This window comes from Porphyrobacter sp. CACIAM 03H1 (assembly GCF_002215495.1).
Classification (GTDB): Bacteria; Pseudomonadota; Alphaproteobacteria; order Sphingomonadales; family Sphingomonadaceae; genus Erythrobacter.
In genome coordinates this window covers 2168300-2186622 of record NZ_CP021378.1, presented here as the reverse complement: position 1 = coordinate 2186622, position 18323 = coordinate 2168300, and the positions used below count along the sequence as shown (strand labels likewise).

General features: G+C 67.8%; 17 protein-coding genes. 8 read left to right on the top strand and 9 right to left on the bottom strand.

Going from position 1 to position 18323, the window contains the following annotated elements; genetic code table 11:
- Window positions 1-51: 51 nt before the first annotated feature.
- The 3 genes from CBR61_RS10450 to CBR61_RS10440 are packed head-to-tail and all read left to right on the top strand — an operon-like array spanning window position 52 to window position 2932.
- Complete coding sequence (locus tag CBR61_RS10450; RefSeq protein WP_088914302.1) at window positions 52-1317, top strand: MFS transporter; 1266 nt, start codon at window positions 52-54, stop codon at window positions 1315-1317.
- Window positions 1314-2234, top strand: coding sequence for a cysteine synthase A (gene cysK, locus CBR61_RS10445; RefSeq protein ID WP_088914301.1), 921 nt, complete (start codon window positions 1314-1316; stop codon window positions 2232-2234). The genes CBR61_RS10450 and cysK overlap by 4 nt, the downstream gene beginning before the upstream one ends.
- Window positions 2231-2932 (top strand): dienelactone hydrolase family protein, encoded by a 702-nt coding sequence (locus CBR61_RS10440; RefSeq protein ID WP_088914300.1) that lies wholly within the window; start codon window positions 2231-2233, stop codon window positions 2930-2932. The genes cysK and CBR61_RS10440 overlap by 4 nt, the downstream gene beginning before the upstream one ends.
- A gap of 7 nt (window positions 2933-2939) precedes the next feature.
- Here CBR61_RS10440 and CBR61_RS10435 read toward each other — a convergent pair whose 3' ends face one another.
- Window positions 2940-4211, bottom strand: a complete 1272-nt coding sequence (locus CBR61_RS10435) for a M20/M25/M40 family metallo-hydrolase (RefSeq protein WP_088914299.1) — start codon at window positions 4209-4211, stop codon at window positions 2940-2942.
- A gap of 193 nt (window positions 4212-4404) precedes the next feature.
- Here CBR61_RS10435 and CBR61_RS10430 point away from each other — a divergent pair, with 193 nt between their 5' ends.
- Window positions 4405-4887 (top strand): hypothetical protein, encoded by a 483-nt coding sequence (locus CBR61_RS10430; RefSeq protein WP_088914298.1) that lies wholly within the window; start codon window positions 4405-4407, stop codon window positions 4885-4887.
- 74 nt (window positions 4888-4961) lie between these two features.
- Window positions 4962-6467: a M20/M25/M40 family metallo-hydrolase gene (locus CBR61_RS10425; RefSeq protein WP_088914297.1), complete on the top strand. Its 1506-nt coding sequence runs from the start codon at window positions 4962-4964 to the stop codon at window positions 6465-6467.
- Window positions 6468-6532: 65 nt separating this feature from the next.
- On the opposite strand, the gene CBR61_RS10420 is transcribed toward CBR61_RS10425, so the two are convergent.
- From CBR61_RS10420 to CBR61_RS10405, 4 genes are all read right to left on the bottom strand, one after another.
- Window positions 6533-8338: an acyl-CoA dehydrogenase C-terminal domain-containing protein gene (locus CBR61_RS10420; RefSeq protein ID WP_088914296.1), complete on the bottom strand. Its 1806-nt coding sequence runs from the start codon at window positions 8336-8338 to the stop codon at window positions 6533-6535.
- 53 nt (window positions 8339-8391) lie between these two features.
- Window positions 8392-8847: a MerR family transcriptional regulator gene (locus CBR61_RS10415; protein WP_088914295.1), complete on the bottom strand. Its 456-nt coding sequence runs from the start codon at window positions 8845-8847 to the stop codon at window positions 8392-8394.
- 31 nt (window positions 8848-8878) lie between these two features.
- Window positions 8879-9274 carry a phosphoribosyl-AMP cyclohydrolase gene (hisI, locus tag CBR61_RS10410; protein WP_088914294.1) on the bottom strand — a complete coding sequence of 132 codons (396 nt, stop codon included), beginning with the start codon at window positions 9272-9274 and terminating at the stop codon, window positions 8879-8881.
- Between the two features lie 361 nt (window positions 9275-9635).
- On the bottom strand, window positions 9636-10349 hold the full coding sequence (locus CBR61_RS10405) for a ComF family protein (RefSeq protein ID WP_233996702.1): 714 nt from the start codon (window positions 10347-10349) through the stop codon (window positions 9636-9638).
- A 39-nt stretch (window positions 10350-10388) separates the two neighbouring features.
- Here CBR61_RS10405 and CBR61_RS10400 point away from each other — a divergent pair, with 39 nt between their 5' ends.
- Window positions 10389-11156, top strand: a complete 768-nt coding sequence (locus CBR61_RS10400; RefSeq protein WP_088914292.1) for a methyltransferase — start codon at window positions 10389-10391, stop codon at window positions 11154-11156.
- Here CBR61_RS10400 and ppdK read toward each other — a convergent pair.
- The 4 genes from ppdK to CBR61_RS10385 form a co-directional block, all read right to left on the bottom strand.
- Window positions 11153-13825 (bottom strand): pyruvate, phosphate dikinase, encoded by a 2673-nt coding sequence (gene ppdK / locus CBR61_RS10395; RefSeq protein ID WP_088914291.1) that lies wholly within the window; start codon window positions 13823-13825, stop codon window positions 11153-11155. The genes CBR61_RS10400 and ppdK overlap by 4 nt on opposite strands.
- A 120-nt stretch (window positions 13826-13945) precedes the next feature.
- Window positions 13946-16249 (bottom strand): glycine--tRNA ligase subunit beta, encoded by a 2304-nt coding sequence (gene glyS, locus CBR61_RS10390; RefSeq protein WP_088914290.1) that lies wholly within the window; start codon window positions 16247-16249, stop codon window positions 13946-13948.
- Window positions 16249-16371: a hypothetical protein gene (locus CBR61_RS17240; protein ID WP_267890699.1), complete on the bottom strand. Its 123-nt coding sequence runs from the start codon at window positions 16369-16371 to the stop codon at window positions 16249-16251. The genes glyS and CBR61_RS17240 overlap by 1 nt, the downstream gene beginning before the upstream one ends.
- Complete coding sequence (locus CBR61_RS10385) at window positions 16371-17303, bottom strand: glycine--tRNA ligase subunit alpha (protein ID WP_088914289.1); 933 nt, start codon at window positions 17301-17303, stop codon at window positions 16371-16373. Before CBR61_RS10385 ends, CBR61_RS17240 begins: the two co-directional genes overlap by 1 nt.
- Before the next feature lie 319 nt (window positions 17304-17622).
- Here CBR61_RS10385 and CBR61_RS10380 point away from each other — a divergent pair, with 319 nt between their 5' ends.
- Together CBR61_RS10380 and CBR61_RS10375 are read left to right on the top strand one after the other, a co-directional pair.
- Window positions 17623-17823 (top strand): helix-turn-helix transcriptional regulator, encoded by a 201-nt coding sequence (locus tag CBR61_RS10380; RefSeq protein WP_088914288.1) that lies wholly within the window; start codon window positions 17623-17625, stop codon window positions 17821-17823.
- Window positions 17820-18272: a hypothetical protein gene (locus tag CBR61_RS10375; protein WP_088914287.1), complete on the top strand. Its 453-nt coding sequence runs from the start codon at window positions 17820-17822 to the stop codon at window positions 18270-18272. Before CBR61_RS10380 ends, CBR61_RS10375 begins: the two co-directional genes overlap by 4 nt.
- Window positions 18273-18323 lie beyond the last annotated feature (51 nt).

The window sequence follows — 18323 nt, the reverse complement described above, 5'->3', positions numbered from 1 at the left end:
AAGTTTCACCTGCTTGGCAGGGACCTCGCCGCCTGCCATGGCGCGCTGACGATGGAACCTGCCTCCCCGCTCCAGATCGGTGATTACCGGCGCTACTGGCTCGCGCGCTTCATGGGCGTGTTCGCCACCATGTCGATGGTGGTGCTGCTCGGCTACCAGCTCTACGCCGTCGCGCGCGACGATTACGGGATGAGCGTGGCCGAGGCCTCGTTCCAGCTCGGCCTGCTGGGGCTGGCGCAATTCGTCCCCCTGTTCCTGCTGACGCCCCTTGCGGGTCTGGCGGCCGACCGGTTCGACCGCCGCCATGTCGCGGCGTTCGCAAACGGGATCGACGGCTGCGTGGCAGCGGTGCTGGCGCTGATCACATGGGCCGATGCGCTCAACCTCCCGATCCTGTTCGCCCTCGCCGCCGCTCATGGCGCTGCGCGGATATTCCTCGGCCCCTCGATGAGCGCCATCGCGCCCAATATCGTGCCGCCTGCCTTGCTGCCGCGTGCCATCGCCCTGTCCTCGATCGCGTGGCAGAGTGCGAGCGTCGCCGGCCCTGCGGTGGGCGGCCTCATCTTCGCCAGCGCCGCGTGGCTTCCCCACGCGCTGTCGGCCGGGCTGCTTTGCTGCTCGATGCTGCTGATCCTCACCGTTCGCCCGGTGCGGGCCACCCACGAGGGCCCGCCGCTTAAGCCGCTGCGCCAGATCATCGACGGGCTGGTCTATGTCTGGCGCGAGCGGTTCCTGCTCGGCTGCATCACGCTCGATCTGTTCGCGGTGCTGCTGGCGGGCGCCACCGCGCTGCTGCCGGTCTTTGCGCGCGACATCCTGTTCGTCGGGCCCGAGGGCCTCGGCCTGATGCGCGCCGCCCCTGCCCTCGGCGCGGCGAGCGTTTCGCTGTGGCTGTCCTTCCGCCCGCTACAGCGCGAGGTGGGAATGAAGATGCTCTGGGCGGTCGCGGCCTTCGGGGCACTCACCATCGTCTTTGCCTTCTCCCGCCACTTCGTCCTGTCGCTGGCGATCCTCGCGATGATGGGCGCGGTCGACATGGTCTCGGTGTTCATCCGCAGCTCGCTCGTGCAGCTGTTCACGCCCGATGACCGGCGCGGGCGGGTCTCTGCGATCTCTGGCCTCGCCATCTCGGCCTCGAACGAACTCGGCGAGATGCAGTCGGGCCTTGCCGCCGCGCTGCTCGGCGCAGTCGGTGCGGTTGTATTCGGCGGGGCCGGTGCGATATTCGTGACACTGGTATGGGCGTGGTACTTCCCCGAACTGCGCCGCGCCCGCAGCTTCGAGCCGCAGGAGCTCAAGAGAGAGGTATCGACATGAAGGCTGACAACATCCTCGCCACCATCGGCGGCACTCCGCATATCCGCCTTTCGCGGCTGTTCCCCGACCACGAGGTGTGGGTGAAATCCGAGCGTGCCAACCCGGGCGGGTCGATCAAGGACCGCATCGCGCTGGCGATGGTCGAGGATGCCGAAGCGCGCGGTGCGCTGAAGCCCGGCGGCACGATCGTCGAGCCGACCTCGGGCAACACCGGCATCGGCCTTGCGATGGTCGCGGCGGTCAAGGGCTACAAGCTGGTGCTGGTCATGCCCGAATCGATGTCGATCGAGCGCCGCCGCCTGATGCTGGCCTATGGCGCCAGCTTCGACCTCACCCCGCGCGAGAAGGGCATGAAGGGCGCGATCGAGCGCGCGCAGCAGCTGGTCGACGAGACGCGGGGCGCATGGATGCCGAGCCAGTTCGACAACGGCGCCAATCCCGCCGTCCACGCCCGCACCACCGCGCAGGAGATCCTCGCCGATTTCGCCGACACGCCGGTCGACGTCATGATCACCGGGGTCGGCACCGGCGGACACCTGACGGGCTGCGCCGAGGAGCTGAAGAAGCACTGGCCGGCGATGAAGGCCTATGGCGTCGAGCCCGCGCTCTCGCCGGTCATCAACGGCGGGCAGCCCGGCCCGCACCCGATCCAGGGCATCGGCGCGGGCTTCATCCCGGGCAACCTCCACACCAACGCCATCGACGGCGCAGTCACCGTCGATGCCGAGGAGGCCAAGGAAATGGCCCGCCGTGCCGCGCGCGAGGAAGGGATGCTGGTCGGCATCTCCTCGGGCGCGACGCTGGCCGCAATTGCGAGCAAGTTGCCTTCGCTGCCCGCCGGTTCGCGGGTGCTGGGCTTCAACTACGATACCGGCGAGCGGTACCTCTCGGTCCCCGACTTCCTGCCGGTCGAATGAGCGCGCTCGAACGCCTCGGTTATGCCGACGGGCCCACGCCGCTGACCGGGTGGCTGGCCCGTCCGGCCGGTCCGGCGCGAGCGGCGGTGGCGGTGTTTCCGACCTTCATCAACACCTCGCCGGGCGTCGAGGCCAAGGCGCAGGCGCTCGCCGAGGCGGGGTGCCTTGCGCTGGTCGGCGACTTCTACGGTCCCGATGCGCCGCACGACGCACAAAGCGCCTTTGCCGCGATGGAGCGGCTGCGGGCCGATCCGCTCGCGATGCGCCGAAGGCTGCGGGCGACGCTGGCTGCACTGGGCGGGGCCGCACCCGGCATCCCGCAGATCGCGATCGGCTTCTGCCTCGGCGGAATGGCGGTGCTCGAACTTGCGCGCGACGGGGCCGACTTCGCGCTCGCGGCGAGCTTTCACGGTCTGCTTGCCACGCCCCTGCCCGCCACCGCACCGATCGTGCCGCGCCTGCTGGTCTGTCACGGAGACGCCGATTCGCTCGTTCCGCGCGCCGACGTGATCGCCTTCTGGGAGGAGATGGACCGGGTCGGTGCCGACTGGCACTTCCTGTCCTTCGCGGGGGTCGAGCACGGCTTCACCAACCCGCTCACCCCTGCCCACACGCCGAACCCCGCCTATCACCCGCTCGCCGACGCCCAGTCATGGCGCGCGCTGATGGGGCTGATCGACGAGGTCGCGCCGCGCTGATCGGCCCTCAGCGCGCCTCGGCGCCTGTCTGGGCGAGGATGATCGCAAGCCCCACCGACACCCCCGCGACGAACCGCTGACGCTCGGTCTCGAGATATTCCTCGATGCTGTGAGTCCGCCCGCCTCCCGCGCCGGTGCCGATGGTGAGCGCCGGGATGCCGAGGCTCATCGGGATGTTGGCGTCGGTCGAGGATTCGTCGAGCCTTGCCGCGAAGCCCGCCGCTTTCGAGGCCGCGAGCGCGTCGCGCACCAGCGGATGATCGGGCGGGGTCGTGCCGGCCGGGCGATCGCCGATCAGTTGCGGCTCCACACTGATGGCCCCGCTCCGCACCGAGCGGGCGGCATTTTCCGCTGCGACCCCGGCCTCGACCGCGGCCATCAGGTCGGCCTCGAGCTGGCGCAGCGCCGCCGGGTCGGGCGAGCGCATGTCGACCTCGAGCGTGACGAGATCGGGTATCGCATTGACCGATGTGCCGCCGCTGACGACGCTGGCGGCATAGGTGGTCTTCGGTTCGGCGGGGACCTTGATCGCGTAGATCCCGCGCACCGCCTCGGCCATCGCGGCCATCGGGTTTACGATCCCGAAGGCGCCGTAGCTGTGCCCGCCCGGCCCCTTGAAGCCGAGCCGGTAACGGCGCGAGCCGACAGCGGCGTGGACCACCCGCGCCGCATCGGCATTGTCGACTGAGAGGAACGCCCCGATGCGGTCCTTCCAGGCGCCCTTGGTGAACAGGTGGCGCACCCCGCGCAGGTCGCCCGCCCCTTCCTCGCCCACCGTGCCGACGAACAGGACGGGCTGGCGCGTGACGATGCGGTTGGCCTCCAGCACGCGCACCCAGGCGACGATCGAGGCGAGGCCGAGGCTGTCGTCACCGATGCCGGGCGCCAGCAGACGATCGCCTTCGCGCGTCACCTTGATCGGAGTGCCCTCGGGAAAGACCGTGTCGAGGTGGGCCGAGACGACCAGCGCAGGGGCATCGGTCCGGCCCGGGCGCAGCGCTAGGACATTGCCCTCCTCGTCGATGGTTACGTCGGTAAGGCCCGCATCGCGCAGCATCTGGGCGAAAAGCGCGGCGCGCTTCTCTTCCTTGAACGGGGGCGCGGGGGTTTCGGTGATGCGGATCAGATCGGCGATGATCCGGTCATACTGCGCATCGAGCTGGGTCTTGAGCGACTCGGATAGCTGGCCCGCCTCCACCGGCGCGGCGGCGAGCGGCGCGGGAGGTGCGAGCGTCGTTGCCGCCAGCGCTGCCGCGAGGGCGATCCATGTCCGTGCCATTGCTCCGTCTCCCTTTGTCTCCGAACGCGGCTCTGGCTTATCGCGCCCGTGCTGGCCAGCCCCTTTCGGCACGCGGCCGTTGGGCCCTCCGGCGGAAAAGCGCGTCCGGATAAACCCTTTGCTAAACCGCTTGGGCCTATGTCTGCGGATCAATCGGCGGCCAATCGCCGCCAGAGGCCGGAAACGCACAGGCATGAAGTTCATCAAGCTCGAATCGCGTGGCGGCAACTATCTCGTTGTGGCCTCCAACGTGGCATGGCTGCGCACGGCGGAGAACGGGCAGACCAATGTCGGGATCGTCGGCGGTCAGCCGCTGCTGGTGGTCGGTTCGATCGAGGAAGTGGCCGAGAAGATCCTCGCCGGGCTTGCCGGAGGGGACGAAAGCGCCGCGTCCGCGCCCGCGGCCCCTCCGCCGGCCGTCGCACAGGCACCCGCCCCTGCGCCTGCCCAACCCGCCCTCGAACAGCAGGCCGCGCCGGTTGCCGCCGCTCCCGAGCCGGAGCCTGAGCCGCAGGGCGAGGCGGAACCCGAACCTGCCGCCCCTCGCCCTACCCCGCCTGCCCGGCCGCGCGTCGCCTCTGCCCGATCGGCGAGCATGTGGGAACGTCCCGCCGCCGCCGCCCAGAACCTCAAGATCAAGGCCGGATCGCAGCGGATGATGGGGCGGCTCGACTAGGCCTGTCACAAAGGCCGTTGCGAAACGCCGTTCGCCTGATACCTCTCGCGCTGTCACGGACAGGGAGAGAGGGCATGACACGACCATTGGCAGCATCGGGCATGGCGGCGGTGATCGCCCTGATGGCGGCCCCGCTCGCGGCGGAGACGCCCGAGCGCGCGAAAATCGAGGCGGTCGTCGCCGCGCAGCATGACGCCAGCGTGAAGGCGCTGAAGGACTGGATCGCCCTCCCCACCATCGCCGCCGAGAAGCGCGGGACGCCGGAGGGCGCCGAATACATGCGCAAGCTGGCGCTCGATGCCGGGTTCCAGCAGGCGAAGATCATTCCCACCGACGGGGTGCCCGCCGTTTTCGCGACGCTCGATGCCGGGGCGAAGACCACGGTCGGCGTCTACTTCATGTATGACGTGAAACAGTACGATCCCGCAGAATGGGACACGCCCCCGCTCGAGGGAACGCTCAAGCAGCGCGAGGGCGAGGGGCTCGTCCTCTACGGGCGCGGGGCGGTCAACCAGAAGGGGCCGGAAATGGCCTTCCTCGCCGCGATCAAGGCAATCCAGGCCAGCGGGCGCAAGCTGCCGGTGAACCTCGTGCTCGTCGCCGAGGGCGAGGAGGAAGTGGCCTCGACCCATTTCGATCAGGTCGTGGCCGTGCCCGAGGTGCAGGCGGCACTATCAAAGGCGGTCGGTGTGTTCATCCCCGCCGCCAACCAGTCCAAGGACGGCAGCGCCGCCATCACGCTCGGGGCCAAGGGCGCGGTCGAGTTCCAGCTGGTGGTCGGCGGCGAGACCTCCGACCGCTATCCCAAGACCGATGTCCATTCCTCCAACCACGCGCGGATCGAGAACCCGGCGTGGCGGCTCGTCAAGGCGCTCGACACGCTGGTCGCGGACGATGGCCACACCCCGGCGATCGACGGGTGGTTCGAGAACGTGCAACCGCTCACCGCGCGCCAGAAGGAACTGATCGCCGAGAGCGCGAAGCCCGGGCTCGAGGCGCAGGAGAAGACCTCGCTCGGCGTCGGGCGCTGGATCGGGGACGAGGATTACGTCACCAGCCTCGAACGGTTTTATTCGCAGCCCACTGTCAACATCCAGGGCCTCGTCGCGGGCTATACCGGCGAGGGCGGCAAGACCGTCCTGCCGGGCCGTGCCGAGGCGAAGCTCGAATTCAGGCTCGTTCCCAAGATGACCAAGGCAGAGGCCGTCTCCAAGCTGCGCGCGCATCTGGCCAAGCGCGGCTTCGACGATGTGCAGGTGACGGTCTCGGGCGGCTATGGCCCGAACGAGACGGACGAGGACTCGGCCCTCATCCGCGCGCAGAAGCGGCTGTTCGACGAGCAGGGCGTTCCCTATACCATCCGACCGCGCAATGCGGGGAGTTGGCCGGGCGTGATCTTCAATGGCCCGCCGCTCAATCTGCCTGCCTCGCAATTCGGCCTGGGGCGCGGCGCCGGGGCCCATGCGCCCAACGAATGGTTCCTGATCGAGAGCAGCGATCCCAAGGTCTATGGGCTCGACCAGGCGACGATGGCCTATGTCGACTACCTCTATGTGCTGGCCGAGGAGGCCGCAAAGTAGGCGCACAGGAAAAGGGCCGCCCCGCGACGTGCAGGGCGGCCCTTCCTGGATGATGCGAGCGAAGCTTACGCGGCGGTCGCGAAGGCTTCGGCCGGAAGCTTCATCATGTATTCGCTACCCGCCTCGAGCTTGCGGCGCAGTGCGCCCGCGTCCGGCAGGAAACGTTCGGCGTAGTAGTTGGCCGAGACCAGCTTGGCCTCGTAGAAGGCCTTGTCGTCCGAACCTTCGGCGAGCTTCGCCAGCGCCACCTTGGCCATCTTCAGCCAGAAGAAGCCGAGCGTCACGATGCCCATGATGTGCATGTAGTGATGCGCACCCGCGCCGAGATGGTTGGGGTTCGCCATTGCGTTCTGCATGAACCACATGGTGGCCGCCTTCTGCTCGCCCAGTGCCTTTTCGAGGCGCTCGGCGACGCTTTTCAGTTCGTCGACCTGCTTGGCGGCAGCGATTTCCTCGTCGATCATCGCGAAGAAGGCCTGGATCGCCTTTCCGCCCCCGGCAGCCAGCTTGCGGCCGCAAAGGTCCATCGCCTGCACGCCGTTGGCGCCTTCGTAGATCATCGCGATGCGGCTATCGCGCACGAACTGCTCCATGCCCCATTCGCGCACATAGCCGTGGCCGCCGAACACCTGCTGCATGTTGTTGGCGATGTCGTAGCCCTTGTCGGTGCCGTAGCCCTTGATGACCGGCGTCATCAGGCCGATCAGCAGATCGGCCGTCTCGCGCTCCTCGGGGGTCTGCGCCTTGTGGGTCAGATCGACCTGGAGCGCGCCCCACAGGCACAGGGCCCGCATCGCCTCGGTGAAGACCTTGGCGTCCATCAGCATGCGGCGCACGTCGGGGTGGACGAAGATCGGATCGGCCTTGGCCTCGGGATCGGCCGGGCCGGTCAACGCGCGGCCCTGCCGACGGTCGAGCGCATAGTTCACCGCGTTCTGGTAGGCGACCTCGGCCTGGGCATAGCCCTGGATGCCGACGCCGAGACGCGCGGCGTTCATCATAATGAACATCGCGGCGAGGCCCTTGTTCTCCTCGCCCACGAGATAGCCGGTCGCCCCGTCGTAATTGAGGAGGCAGGTGGCGTTGCCGTGGATGCCCATCTTCTTCTCGATCGACCCGCAGGTGACGCCATTTCGCTGGCCCGGGTTGCCGTTCTCGTCGAGCAGGAACTTGGGCACGATGAAGAGCGAGATGCCCTTGGTGCTATCCGGCGCGCCCGGGGTCTTGGCCAGCACCAGGTGGATGATGTTGCTGGTGAGGTCATGCTCGCCTGCCGAGATAAAGATCTTGGTGCCGGTGATCGCATAGGTGCCGTCGCCGTTCGGCACGGCCTTGGTGCGGATCATGCCGAGATCGGTGCCGCAGTGCGGTTCGGTGAGGTTCATCGTGCCCGACCACTCGCCCGAGATCATCTTGGGAACGAAAGTCTCCTTCTGCTCCTGCGAACCCTTGGCGATGATCGCGGCGATCGCGCCGTTGGTGAGGCCGGGATACATGGCGAAGGCCTGGTTAGCGGTGCCGGTGTATTCCTCGAGCACGAAGCCGAGCACGTGCGGCATCCCCTGCCCGCCGAATTCCTCGGGCTGGGCGAGCGTGCCCCAACCGCTTTCGACATAGGCCTGATAGGCCTCCTTGAAGCCCGGAGGCGTGGTGACCGAGCCGTCCTCGTGGCGGGTGCAGCCATGCTCGTCGCCCGCCTGGTTGATCGGGGCGAGCACCTCGGCGCAGAACTTGCCGGCCTCGTTGATGACGGTGTCGATCATGTCGGGAGTGGCGTTCTCGAAGCCCGGCAGGTTGCCGTAGCTGGCAAGGTCGAGCACCTCGTTGACGATGAAACGCGTGTCGCGGGTGGGCGCGGTGTAGGTCGGCATCACTTGTTCCCTTGGGTGAGCGGCGTGGTTGAAGCGGTGTTGGGCCTAGCGCATCAGCGCAGGTCGAGCTTTTCGATTTCGGCCACGAAGTCGGTCAATTCCTTGATCGACGAATCGATATCGTCGCGCTGAGCCTTGAGCTTGGCGATATGCGCGCGGCATTTCTCGATCGTGACGCGGCGCTGTTCGACGCGGCCGTCGTCGAGATCGTAGAGGTCGATCATCTCGCGGATCTCGGTCAGCGAGAAGCCTACGTTCTTGGCGCGCATGATCCAGGCAAGCCGGGCGCGGTCGCGCTTGGAATAGACTCGGGTCAGCCCGACACGTGCCGGGCTGATAAGCCCCTCGTCCTCGTAGAAGCGCAGCGCGCGGGCGGTGCAGCCGAATTCCGAGGTGAGGTCGGAAATGGTGAACTGTTCGCGCGCGTGAACATCCGGACGGTCGAGATGGGCGCCGTTGCGGCGCGACTCGGTGGCGGAATGGGCGGGAGGAGCAGGAGCAGTAGCCATGCCCTGCCCCTACCTTACGTTTACGTGAGCGTCAAGCGACGTTGCGCGTCAGCACCGGATCCCCGCCATCCAAGGCGACCTCGCGGTAAAAGCAGCTTCGCGCGCCGGTGTGGCAGGTCGGGCCGGCAGGCGTGGCGCGGATCAGCAGGGCATCCTGATCGCAGTCGACCAGCACCTGCTCAACGACAAGCACATGACCAGAGGTCTCCCCCTTCATCCACAGTGCGCCGCGCGAACGTGACCAGAAGTGCACCTTGCCCGTCGCGAGCGTCGCTTCCAGCGCCTCGGCGTTCATGTGCGCCACGACCAGCACCGTGCTGTCGGCATGATCCACCACGATCGCGGTCAGCAGCCCCGCCGCATCGAATTTCGGCGCGAATACAGTGCCGTTCTCGCGCTGGTCGGTGGTGAGGGGAAGATCGGTCACACGCGCAACTCCAAGAATGCCGGGACGGCGCCCATGCGCCGATTGTTGCAGCCACACAACAGCGGACGACAAAAAAGCGCAAGCGGCACGGTTTCGTCTTCCGCGTTATCCAACTCGGTGGAAGAAAGCCTCCGGAGCCTTCGCAAGGGGTTCTCCACCGAACAATGGCACCGCCCGGTGTCAGGTTCAGGGGGTGACCGGACCGCAGATCTGGCAGCGGGGTGCCAGCGCGACCGGTTGAACGATAGGGACTGGATCCCGGCAGCGAAGTTAGGGGGTCGCTGCCTCGGCCCGCAAGGGTGGATCCGCACCGTTTCGTCACGTGGCGCCCGGGGTCGAAAGGCCTCGGGCGTTATGTGTTTCAGGGCATGGAGCCGCGGTGGCCCTCCTCGACCCGCGCGAAGCAGGCAACCGTGATCGAGGCCGGTCCTGCCGCGGCAATCGCTGCGATGCAGGCCCGGCTCGTCGCGCCGCTGGTGAGCACATCGTCGACCAGCACCACGTCGCGCCCCGCGAGCCGCAGCGACTGGCGGGGATCGAGCCGGATTGCCCCGCTCAGCATCCGCTCCCTCGCCTCGCGCCCGAGGCCGCCGAGATTGGGTGTACGCCGATGCCGGACCAGCGCCGCCACTGCTGCCTCGCCCCTGCCCATTCGCGCCAGTTCCCGCGCGAGCAGCGCCGCCTGGTTGAAGCCGCGGCTCCACAACCGCCAGCGATGGAGCGGGACCGGCACCAGCAGGGGCGGCGCGCCGCCCTCCCCCCGCTCTGGCAGTTGCGCCGCGATCAGCCGGGCCAGCAACCGGGAGAGCGCGATCCGTCCGCCATGCTTGTAGGCCAGCACGAGCCTGCGCGAGGTGGCGTTGTAGATAGTGGCCGCGTAGACCGGCACGCCATCGCCCGCGGCATCGTCCTGATCGGGCACTTCGAGCGTGCTCCAGCATTCCGCGCAAAGCCCTGCCTGGCTGGCGATCGCCACCCCGCAGGACGGGCAGCGCGGCGGATAGACCAGATCCACCACGGGCGCGAGATGCCGGGCAAGTTGAGCGACCACTGCCATCGCCTCGCGATGTCGCATGGCTTGCGCTCCCGAGGCAAGCGCGGCAGGGCGCATCACATGAACAACGCCGCCGTCCCCACGATCTTCGCCGAGAGCCGCCGCGTGGCCCGCGCGCTGCGCTCGGCGCAGCGGCTGCGCAGCGCGGCGGAGCCTGCGACCTTTCTCCTCGACGACATGGCCGACGACATGATCGAGAGGCTGTCCTTCGTGCGTCACACCCCGGCGCGCGCGCTGCTGATCGGTGGCTGCACAGCCAGGCTGGCGGCGCACCTCGGCCAAGGTGGCAGCGAAGTGGTGGTCGATGTGGCAGCCAACCCCGCGGAGCCGATTGCGGGCGGCCCCTATGATTTCATCGGGGTGATCGGCCAGTTCGATGCTGTCAACGACCTGCCCGGCGCGCTGATCCACCTGCGCAACGCTCTCACCCCCGGCGGGCTCGTGATCGCAAGCTTCATCGGCGGGCAGAGCCTCCCAGCCCTGCGCGCCGCGATGCTTGCCGCCGAGCCTGACCGGCCCGCAGCGCGGCTGCATCCGCTCGTCGACGCCCGCGCCGCCCCCGCCCTGCTGCAGCGCGCCGGATGGAAGGACCCGGTGGTCGATACCCACACGCTAGCGGCGCGCTATGGCTCGCTCGACCGCCTCCTCGCGGACCTGCGCGACCAAGGGCTCGGCAATGCGCTCCAGCGGCCGGCAGCGCCGCTCGGCAAGGCCGCGCTCGCCCGCGCCCGCGCCGGCTTTGCCGCGCGGGCCGAGGCCGACGGAAAGACCACCGAGAGCTTCGAGATCGTCACCCTGACCGGGCGGCGATCCCTTGCAGGAACCTAGCCCTTCTTCAGCGCCGCCTGAGCCGCGGCAAGCCGCGCGATCGGCACGCGGTAGGGCGAGGCGCTGACGTAATCGAGCCCGACGCTCTCGCAGAAGGCGATGCTCGCCGGATCGCCGCCGTGCTCGCCGCAGATGCCGAGCTTGATGTCGGGCCGGGTCGCGCGCCCGCGCTCCGCCGCCAGCTCGACCAGCTGGCCGACGCCCTCGATGTCGAGGCTGACGAAGGGGTCGCGCGGGAAGATGCCCTTGTCGACATAGACGCTGAGGAACCGCGCCGCATCGTCGCGGCTGACGCCGAGCGTCGTCTGCGTCAGATCGTTGGTACCGAAGGAGAAGAATGCGCCCTCCTCGGCGATTTCGCCTGCCATCAGCGCGGCGCGGGGGAGCTCGATCATCGTGCCGACGAGGTAATCGACCCGCGTGCCGATCTCGGTGAAGACCGCCTCGGCTTCCTTGTCGACCAAGGCCTTGAGGATCGCGAGTTCGCGCTTGGTCGCCACCAGCGGGATCATGATCTCGGGGAGCGGCGCCTCGCCCGAAGACAGCTTCACCGCGCACCCCGCCTCGAAGATCGCGCGCGCCTGCATGGCGTAGATCTCGGGGAAGGTGATTCCCAGGCGGCAGCCGCGGTGGCCGAGCATCGGATTGAATTCGTGAAGCTCCCCCGCCCGCCGCTTGAGGTGATCGACCCCGAGGCCGGTCGCATCAGCCAGCTCGGCGAATTCCTCGTCGCCGTGGGGCAGGAACTCGTGCAGCGGCGGATCGAGCAGGCGAATCGTGCAGGGCAGCCCCGCCATCACCTCGAAGATCGCGGTGAAATCGGCGCGCTGTTCGGGCAACAGCTTGTCCAGCGCGCGCCGCCGCCCGGCCTCGTCTTCCGCAAGAATCATCTGGCGAACCAGCGAGATGCGCGAGGCTTCGAAGAACATGTGCTCGGTGCGGCACAGCCCGATGCCCTCGGCCCCGAACTGACGGGCCATGCGGCAGTCCTCGGGCGTCTCGGCATTGGTGCGCACCTTCATGCGGCGCAGCTTGTCGGCCCACACCATCAGCGTCCCGAAGTCGCCGGCCAGCTCCGGCTCCACCGTTGGCACGATACCGAGCATCACCTGCCCGGTCGCCCCGTCGAGGGTGATGGCATCGCCCTCTTTCAGTTCGGTCGAACCGATGCGCAGAGTGCGGCTCGCACGGTCGATCGACACGGCGCCCGCGCCCGACACACAAGGACGGCCCATGCCGCGAGCGACGACCGCCGCATGGCTGGTCATGCCGCCTCGCGCCGTCAGGATGCCCTGCGCCGCGTGCATCCCGTGAATGTCTTCCGGGCTGGTCTCGACCCGCACCAGGATAACCTTCTCGCCCCGTCCGGCCCATTGCTCCGCGGTGTCGGCATCGAGCACGATCTTGCCCGCTGCCGCGCCCGGCGAGGCGGGCAGACCCGTGGTCAGCACATTGCGCTCGGCATTCGGATCGAGCGTCGGATGGAGCAGCTGGTCCAATGCCATCGGATCGACCCGGCGCACCGCTTCCCGCTCGTCGATCAGGCCCTCGGCCACCATGTCGACCGCCATCTTGAGTGCGGCCTTCGCGGTCCGCTTGCCCGAGCGGGTCTGGAGCATCCACAGCTTGCCGCGCTCGACGGTGAACTCGATGTCCTGCATGTCCTTGTAGTGCAGCTCGAGCAGATCGAAGACGCGGGCGAGCTCGGCATAGGCCTCCGGCAGCGCCTCCTCCATCGAGAGCGGCTTCGCCCCCGCCGCCTCGCGCGCCACCCGGGTCAGGTATTGCGGGGTGCGGATACCGGCAACCACGTCCTCGCCCTGCGCATTGATCAGGTATTCGCCGTAATAGGCCCGCTCGCCAGTGGCGGGGTCACGAGTGAAGGCGACGCCGGTGGCGCTCGTCTCGCCCATGTTGCCGAACACCATCGCCTGCACGTTCACCGCAGTGCCCCAGTCGCCCGGAATGTCGTTTAGGCGGCGGTAGACCTTGGCGCGGTCCGAATCCCAGCTGTCGAACACGGCCCGGATCGCGCCCCAGAGCTGTTCGTTCACGTCCTGCGGGAAGGGCCGGCCGAGTTCCTCCGCGACGATCCCCTTGTATTCGCCGACCAGCGCCTGCCAGTCTTCAGCCGCCATCTCTGTGTCGTTGTAGAAGCCCTTGTCTTCCTTGGCGATCTCCAGCGCTTCCTCGAACAGCCCGTGATCGATCCCGAGCACCACGTCGGAATACATCTGGATGAAGCGGCGGTAGGAGTCCCAGGCGAAACGCGCATCGCCGCTGGAGGCCGCCAGCCCGTCCACGGTGCTGTCGTTCAGCCCCAGGTTGAGCACCGTGTCCATCATGCCCGGCATGGACACCCGCGCGCCCGAGCGGACCGAGACCAGCAGCGGATCCGCCGCATCGCCGAAGCGCTTGCCGACCGATGCTTCGACATGGGCGAGCGCGTCCGCCACCGCGGCCTTCAACCCTTCGGAGAAGCCCGCGCCATCCCTCAGATAGGCGACGCACTCTTCGGTAGTGATGGTGAAGCCCGGCGGCACCGGCAGGCCGATCGAGGCCATCTCGGCGAGGTTCGCGCCCTTGCCCCCGGCCACGGTCTTGTCCTTCTGGCGCGGATCGGAGTGGTCGGCATTGCCTCCGAAAACATAGACAGTCTTCAATGTCATGGCTCTTCCCGGGTCAGTCGTTAAGCGGACAAAGCGGACACCCTGTCCGCCCCGAAATGCGTTATATTCCCTTGATATCGCGCGCTTTTGCAAAGCGGACGGACAGGGGAACGGGGGCTTTCATCCCTCGATCCGGCTGAAATCAGCGACCCGGTGGACCGCATCGCGGAAACGGGCGAGCAGGGCAAGGCGGCTGCTCCGCTTGTTCGCCTCATCGGCGTTGACGGTCACCTCTTCAAAGAACCGGTCGATGGGGGCGCGCAAGGTGGCGAGCGCCGCCATCGCATCGGCGAACTTCTCGGCCTCCACCGCGGCGGCAGCCCGCGGAGCGGCAGCGTCGAGCGCGTCGATCAGCGCCTTTTCCGCCGGTTCGGGCGTGTAGGAAAGCGCCGCATTGTTCCGCGCCTCGGCAGCGAGGATATCGCCCACGTCGGGATCGTCGACCAGCGCGAGCGGGTCTTCCTCGCCGGTGTCGGGGATGGTGTCGTTGCCCTCCTTGAGGCTGGCAAGCACCTGCGGATCGGGCGTCCCCGTCGGGCCTTCGTAGCCCTCCTTCTTGAGGATATTCGCCGCGCGCTTGTAGCCCGCGAGGAGGTTGGTGCCGTCCTCGGTGCCGACGAAGGCCTGGAGCGCATGGACGCGGGCGAGCAGGCGGACGAGATCGTCTTCGCCCCCGAGCGCGAAGACCGCGTCGATCAGGTCATGGCGGACGCCGGCCTCGCGCTGCTGGACCTTGAGGCGGTCGGCGAAGAAGTCGAGGAGGTCGCTGCCTACCTCCGTTCGTGCTGAGCCTGTCGAAGCACCGTCCTTGCCTTCGGACGAGAAGTGCGGCCCTTCGACAAGCTCAGGGCGAACGGAGGACAGGTTCAGGCGCAGGGCGTTGTGCTGAATGAGCCGGATGATGCCGAGTGCGGCCCGGCGCAATGCGAAGGGATCCTTCGAGCCGGTCGGCTTTTCGTCGATCGCGAAGAACGAGCGCAACGTATCCAGCTTGTCCGCAAGGCTCACCGCCACCGTCACCGGTGCGGTCGGCACATCATCACCCTGCCCGACCGGCTTGTAGTGATCGCGGATCGCCTCGGAGACCTCCTGCGGCAGGCCCTCCTTCGCGGCGTAGTAGCCGCCCATCAGGCCCTGCAATTCGGGGAACTCGCCGACCATCTCGGTGACGAGATCGGCCTTGCACAGCCGCGCGGCCTGTTCGGCCATGTCGGCGAGGTTCCGCACCTCCGCCCCGTTCGCCTCGAGCGAAGTCGAGAGGCCGTCCTCGGTGTCTCGACTGCGCTCGACACGAACGGAGGTCGGTTTGACGATGCCTTCCTCCACCAGCCACCGCGCCAGCTTCGCCACGCGCTCGACCTTGTCGGCGACGGTGCCGAGCTTCTCGTGGAAGGTGATGCGCGCGAGCTTCTCGGCATGGACGGCGAGCGGGGTCTTCTGGTCCTGCTCCCAGAAGAAGCGCGCATCGGAAAGCCGCGCGGCGAGGACCTTGCGGTTGCCGTCGACCACCACCGCCGGATCGCGCGGCTCGATATTGGCAGTGCAGACGAAGGCGTTGGCGAGCTTGCCGTCCGCGCCCTCGCACACGAAATACTTCTGGTTCACCCGCGCGGTGAGCTGGATCACCTCGGGCGGCACGTCGAGAAACGCCTCGTCGAAGCGGCCGAGCAGCGGCACGGGCCACTCTGTCAGGCCGGCGTTCTCGATCACCAGCCCCTCGTCCTCGACCAGCGTCAGGCCTGCCTCGGCGGCGACGCGGGTGGCGCCTTCGCGGATCATGCGGCAGCGTTCGGAGACATGGACAATCACATGGGCCGCGCGCAGCGTCTCGATATAGGAGCCGGCGTCGGCCACCTCGACCGGGCCGGAATGGTGGAAGCGGTGCCCCATGGTGGTGCGCCCGCTCGCAATCCCGTCGACCTCGAACGGCACCACGGCGCCATCCAGCAGCGCGACAATGCCGGAGAGCGGTCGGACCCAGCGCAGGCTTTCGGTCGAGAGAGACCCGGCGCCCCAGCGCATCGACTTGGGCCAGGGGAAGGCACGGATGATCGTCGGGACGGCCTCGGCCAGCACATCGGAGGTGTCACGTCCCGGCTTCTCGACGACGGCGAAATAGACGCCGTCGCGCACGACCAGCTGCTCCTCGGCCAGACCGACCTTGCGCAGGAACCCCTCCAGCGCCTGAGGCGGTGCGCCGACTTTCGGTCCCTTGGTTTCCTCGCTCACGGCAGACGTGGCGAGCGGCAGGTCCGTGGCGATCAGGGACAGGCGGCGCGGCGTGGCGAAGGTTTCGACCTGCCCCGCCGTCAACCCGGCCTTGGCCAACGCGTCGGCAAACAGCCGCGCCAAGTCCTCCTTGGCCTTGGGCTGCATCCGTGCGGGGATTTCCTCGCAGCGCAGTTCGAGCAGGAAGTCGGCCATTACGCCCGCCCTCCGTTCGCCTCGAGCGGTTGCGAAGCACTGCCGAAGGCACAACGCGAGAGGCTGGTGAAGGACGGTGTCTCGACGACGCTCGACACGAACAGGTTGTGGGTGATGGCCATCAGACGAGGCTCCACCCGGGATATTTCGCCTGCCATTCCGGCGTCATCTTCTCCGCATAGGCCTCGCAGGACGAGCGCGCGAGGTCGCGCACGCGGCCCATGTAGCTGGCGCGTTCCTGCACGCTGATCACGCCGCGGGCCTGGAGGAGGTTGAAGACGTGACTCGCCTCGACTGCCTGTTCATAGGCCGCGATGGGGACACCTGCCGACAGGGCATTGCGGCACTCGGCCTCGGCCTTGGCGAAGAGATCGAACAGCGCGTCGGTATCGGCGACCTCGAAGTTCCACTTCGACATCTGACGCTCGTTCTCGAGGAACACCTCGCCATAGGTCACCCCGGCGGAGTTGAAGGCGAGGTCATAGACGTTGTCGACGCCCTGGATGTACATCGCGAGACGCTCGAGCCCGTAGGTCAGCTCGCCTGCGACCGGTTTGCAGTCGAAGCCGCCCATCTGCTGGAAATAGGTGAACTGGGTGACTTCCATCCCGTCGCACCAAACCTCCCACCCGAGGCCCCAGGCGCCGAGAGTGGGCGATTCCCAGTCGTCCTCGACGAAGCGGATGTCGTGCGCCAGCGGGTCGATGCCGATCGCGGCGAGGCTCTTGAGGTAGAGCTCCTGGATGTCGGGCGGGCTCGGCTTCAGGATCACCTGGTACTGGTAGTAGTGCTGGAGCCGGTTGGGGTTCTCGCCATAGCGCCCGTCGGTCGGACGGCGGCAGGGCTGCACGAAGGCGGCGTTCCACGGCTCGGGTCCTAGGGCGCGCAGGGTGGTCGCGGTGTGGAACGTCCCCGCCCCCATGCGCATGTCGTAGGGCTGGAGGATGACGCAGGAGCCTTCCGCGCTCCAGAAGTCGTGGAGCGTCAGGATCATGTCCTGGAACGAGCGCGCGGGATCGCGGGCTGCGGGGGTGAAGGCAGGGACGGCGCTCATGGCGGCTCGCCATGGCGGAAGGGCCTGCAAGCGTCAATGCCGCAGCGCAGCAATCCGGGGAAGGGCGACGCTGGGGTCAGGATCGTGCGACAATAAGTCAAGTCATCTTGACATAGTCAGCGAATCGCGACATATAGTCAGGGAAACCTGACAAGCGCTGGCTAGTTGGCCGCAAACTTCTTGAGGTGACCCATGCAGAAGCTCAGTCGCACCATCTGCGTCAAGCAGTGGCAACTCTACCTGATGCTCGGCCTTAGCGGCTTCGCGGTCGGCAACGTGCTCGCCAAGATCACCACGGCACTCGGCTTCTGAGGTCGCCGTGAAGAACCGTCTCAAGGTCCTGCGCGCCGAACGCGACTGGAGCCAGGCGGAGCTTGCCGGCCGGCTCGATGTGTCGCGCCAGGCGGTCAACGCGATCGAGACCGGCAAGCACGACCCCTCCCTCCCCCTCGCCTTCCGCATCGCCCGGCTGTTCGACATGCGGATCGAGGACATTTTCGACGATGGAGACGTCGCATGATCTGGAAGCCCAAGACCAGCCTCGGTCCCGGCGAGGCGCGAAGCCGCGAGCGCAACATCCGCCAATGGCTCTATATCGGCCTTGCAGCCGTGATCGGCGGGGTCATCGGGATCGCGACAGGCTTCTTCGACCAGGGCGACGGCAATCTCTTCGCCGGCGACTGGGAGAACCTGAAGCTGCCCCCCGCTCTCGCCATCGGGGTTGCCGTCCTTCTGCTCGCCGGCTTCGTGGTCCTGCCCCTGTCCGGGTTCCGGATGATCGACGACTATAAGCGCGAGCAGAACTACATCGCCTTCACCGGCGGCTGCGTGGCCGTGCTGGCAGGCTATCCCGTCTGGGCCGTGCTCCACGCGGGCGGGTGGACGCCCCCGCCCCACGCCTTCGGCGTGTTCGCCCTCGCCTATGTCGCGATGCTCCTGTCCTTTCTCTACGCCCGCTGGCGTCTTTAGTCTGCGGATCGTTTCGCCAGCCCTGACCGTTCCACCCCCAACCCCTGTTGA

Bases quoted from the DNA above. Each gene is read 5' to 3' on its own strand.
- CBR61_RS10450 (WP_088914302.1), top strand. From the start codon at position 52: ATGGAACCTGCCTCCCCGCTCCAGATCGGTGATTACCGGCGCTACTGG.
- cysK (WP_088914301.1), top strand. From the start codon at position 1,314: ATGAAGGCTGACAACATCCTCGCCACCATCGGCGGCACTCCGCATATC.
- CBR61_RS10440 (WP_088914300.1), top strand. From the start codon at position 2,231: ATGAGCGCGCTCGAACGCCTCGGTTATGCCGACGGGCCCACGCCGCTG.
- CBR61_RS10435 (WP_088914299.1), bottom strand. From the start codon at position 4,211: ATGGCACGGACATGGATCGCCCTCGCGGCAGCGCTGGCGGCAACGACG.
- CBR61_RS10430 (WP_088914298.1), top strand. From the start codon at position 4,405: ATGAAGTTCATCAAGCTCGAATCGCGTGGCGGCAACTATCTCGTTGTG.
- CBR61_RS10425 (WP_088914297.1), top strand. From the start codon at position 4,962: ATGACACGACCATTGGCAGCATCGGGCATGGCGGCGGTGATCGCCCTG.
- CBR61_RS10420 (WP_088914296.1), bottom strand. From the start codon at position 8,338: ATGCCGACCTACACCGCGCCCACCCGCGACACGCGTTTCATCGTCAAC.
- CBR61_RS10415 (WP_088914295.1), bottom strand. From the start codon at position 8,847: ATGGCTACTGCTCCTGCTCCTCCCGCCCATTCCGCCACCGAGTCGCGC.
- CBR61_RS10405 (WP_233996702.1), bottom strand. From the start codon at position 10,349: ATGCGACATCGCGAGGCGATGGCAGTGGTCGCTCAACTTGCCCGGCAT.
- CBR61_RS10400 (WP_088914292.1), top strand. From the start codon at position 10,389: ATGAACAACGCCGCCGTCCCCACGATCTTCGCCGAGAGCCGCCGCGTG.
- ppdK (WP_088914291.1), bottom strand. From the start codon at position 13,825: ATGACATTGAAGACTGTCTATGTTTTCGGAGGCAATGCCGACCACTCC.
- glyS (WP_088914290.1), bottom strand. From the start codon at position 16,249: ATGGCCGACTTCCTGCTCGAACTGCGCTGCGAGGAAATCCCCGCACGG.
- CBR61_RS17240 (WP_267890699.1), bottom strand. From the start codon at position 16,371: ATGGCCATCACCCACAACCTGTTCGTGTCGAGCGTCGTCGAGACACCG.
- CBR61_RS10385 (WP_088914289.1), bottom strand. From the start codon at position 17,303: ATGAGCGCCGTCCCTGCCTTCACCCCCGCAGCCCGCGATCCCGCGCGC.
- CBR61_RS10375 (WP_088914287.1), top strand. From the start codon at position 17,820: ATGATCTGGAAGCCCAAGACCAGCCTCGGTCCCGGCGAGGCGCGAAGC.